Genomic DNA, 2,973 nt, shown 5'->3' with positions numbered 1-2,973 from the left:
CTGGAGCGGAAATCCATTGATCACATTCGAGAACCAAAAAAAGAGGGTTGCCCCTAAAAGTCGTACTTTTGGGACAGCCTCTTCGAAAGAGAAGAAATTTATACATTTGGAATGACTTGACATACAGCGAATCGTTTTTCATCAATTAATTCAGATGCTACTCGTTTTAGATCTTCTATCGTTATCTTTTCTAAAGTTGGTACGACCTCAAAAAGTTTCATATCATTAAATGCATAACGTGTAAATTGATTAGCAATGTATTCCGGAGAATTCAAAGCTCGAAGGAAGGAGCCAATTTTCTTTTTCTTCGTACGCTCAAGTACTTCTTCTTCAATTGCAATTCCGTTTTTTTGTTCTAAAAGGAATGATGATATACTTTCTGCCAATTCATCTGGACGATCTGTATCTCCACCTACCATAGCAAAACCAAATCCAGATTCTTGAGTGTAATCGAAAGAAAACGTTTGATCAATTAAACCATTGGAGTATAATTCGTCATATTTAGATGAGCTTTTACCGAAAAGAATATCCAATAGAAGATTTACGGCAAGCTCATACTTCAACATTTCCTCACCTTGAATAGTAGCGGACGGTGCCTTAATTCCCACTAAACATTTAGATGATTGTACGTTCATTTTTAATACTTGCTTATTCTTTGCAACCTCTTGAGGTTCTTCCTCAAAGCGTCTTTGAATTTCAGGTTGGTCCTCATATTGCTTTTTGCTTTGATTATCTTTGATAAACTTCATAGTCGCTTCAGGATCTATTGGTCCAACAACGAACAAGAGCATATTGCTTGGATGATAAAATGTTTCGTAACACTCATAGAGCATTTCTTTTGTAATTTTTGCGATGGAATCTTTTGTTCCAGCTATGTCCAATTTTACAGGATGATTATGATACATCCCTTCTATTAACCCGAAGTATAATCGCCAATCAGGATTATCATCGTACATGGTAATTTCTTGCCCAATAATTCCTTTTTCTTTTTCCACCGTTTTGTCAGAGAAATATGGGTCTTGCACAAAATCAATTAGTGTTTCCAAGTTCCTATCAAAATCAGAAGTACTGGAAAATAGATAGGCAGTTCTGGTAAATGAGGTAAATGCATTGGCAGAAGCTCCCTGTTTTGAAAACTGCTGAAACACATCCCCATCTTCTTTTTCAAATAATTTGTGCTCTAAAAAATGGGCAATCCCGTCAGGAACCAATACAAATTCATCCTTATCCATTGGCTTAAAATGATTATCGATTGATCCATATTTAGTAGTAAATGTGGCATACGATTTATTAAATCCCGCTTTCGGAAGGATATATACATCTAAACCATTTGAGAGTTTTTCGTAGTACAATTCTTCCTGCAATTGTTCGAAAAGGATTTTCTCCATGATTTATTCCCCTTTCGTTCCAGTTAAAAAATAGATGGTATCTAATTCGATGGATTGCGCGACATCCACAATTTCTTCACGAGTAACTTCATCTGTTTTTTCCATCCACTCATTAAGTGAAATGTTTTTCCCAATAATCACATTGTGATATAAAACTTCTACAAGTCCTCTTGCAACATCAATGGTTTCCAGCAGCTGATTTTTTATTACTGCTTTTGTTTGAGCCAGTTCATCCTCAGAGAAATCCCCTTTCTTCATTGCATCCATTTGCTCATGAATGATGGAAACAGCCTTGTCATAGTTATTGTTGTCAATCCCTGACATGACTAATAACAAACCTTTATGGCTCTCTAATCTAGATGCTGCATAATAGGCTAGACTGGCCTTTTCCCTTACATTAATGAACAATTTAGAATGTGAAAAACCTCCAAAGATTCCATTAAACACTTGTAAAGGATAATACTTTTCATCTCCGTAATAAATATTAGTTCTGTATCCAATGTTTAATTTACCTTGTTTTACATCCTGATTTTCTTTAATCTCTTTTACATCATCGATTTGTTTTCTATCATGTTGAACTCTCTCGCCTTTTGGTCTATCAGAAAGTTTAATATAGCGCTCAGCAAGGTCAACTACTTCTTGTTCCTTTACATCTCCAATAATATACAAATCAATTTCATCGTTATTCAGAGCTTTTTCATAGTATCGATAAAGAGTCTCAGGCGTGATGCTATCAACTTCATCCTTTATACCATTAGCTTCTAATTCAAATGACTCTCCTTTGCACATTTCCTCTATTAACCGGACAGAAGAGTATTTCATTTTATCATCATATATTGATTGAATTCTTTGCTTTAACGTCCTTTTTTCTTTATCTACTGTAGCTGAATCAAAAGCATTGTTCGTGACATTCGGTTGAAGCAGTACTTCAGTCAAAATTTGAAATGCTTTTTCAAGTAAAGATGTTGGATCTGTTAGGAATTTCTCATTTGCAATTTCAATAGTGAAGGACATGACATGAAACTCACCTTTTTTAGCTAGGTCAACATATAGGCTTGCACCATATAGATCATCTAAATAAGTTCGTAGCTTAGTATTGGTGGGATAGTTTTTAGTGTTGCTTTGAAGTACATGTGGCAATAAACCACGCAAGGTTACCGTATCTTTTTCTAATGGAGCTTTCATCTTCCAAACGAGCGTGTTCGTTTTATATTTATCCGTAGTGACTATATGAAGCTTTAAGCCGGTTTTATCAATGACTTTTTCAGAAATACTGGTCATCTATGACCCTCCCTCATGTAAAATACAATACAGTATAGACAGCATATATTCTTTGTAAATTACCAAAAATTTAAACATCTACTTAAAATATACAGATAATCAGAAAAAACATGCAACTTCTACGATGATCAGCGCAAAAATGTGTTTAAACAGCTACATTATTAAACTGAATTTAGTTTACATAATAATTTTATAAACTACAGATTTTTTTGTTTATTTTTATGGTTCTCCGTCAAATGTTGGGGGAAAATCATTCTAGGCTACCGCGCTTCGCTTGGTGGCCTTTTGTTCTGTGGAGGGATGG

General features: G+C 34.7%; 2 protein-coding genes. Both read right to left on the bottom strand.

The genetic code is table 11. The annotated features are described in order from the left end of the window. Nucleotides 1-98: 98 nt before the first annotated feature. Complete coding sequence (gene yfmH, locus DBX25_RS20330; protein ID WP_108672576.1) at nucleotides 99-1,388, bottom strand: EF-P 5-aminopentanol modification-associated protein YfmH; 1,290 nt, start codon at nucleotides 1,386-1,388, stop codon at nucleotides 99-101. A gap of 3 nt (nucleotides 1,389-1,391) precedes the next feature. Then, on the bottom strand, nucleotides 1,392-2,669 hold the full coding sequence (yfmF, locus tag DBX25_RS20325; protein ID WP_108672575.1) for an EF-P 5-aminopentanol modification-associated protein YfmF: 1,278 nt from the start codon (nucleotides 2,667-2,669) through the stop codon (nucleotides 1,392-1,394). Nucleotides 2,670-2,973: the final 304 nt, after the last annotated feature.

Origin of the sequence: Peribacillus acanthi (genome assembly GCF_003073175.1) — a bacterium.
In the GTDB taxonomy this organism is placed as follows: Bacteria; Bacillota; Bacilli; order Bacillales; family DSM-1321; genus Bacillus_BN; species Bacillus_BN acanthi.
This window is presented reverse-complemented; position numbering and strand designations above follow the sequence as displayed.

Excerpts from the sequence above, each read along its gene's own strand:
- yfmH (WP_108672576.1), bottom strand. The coding sequence starts at position 1,388 with ATGGAGAAAATCCTTTTCGAACAATTGCAGGAAGAATTGTACTACGAA.
- yfmF (WP_108672575.1), bottom strand. The coding sequence starts at position 2,669 with ATGACCAGTATTTCTGAAAAAGTCATTGATAAAACCGGCTTAAAGCTT.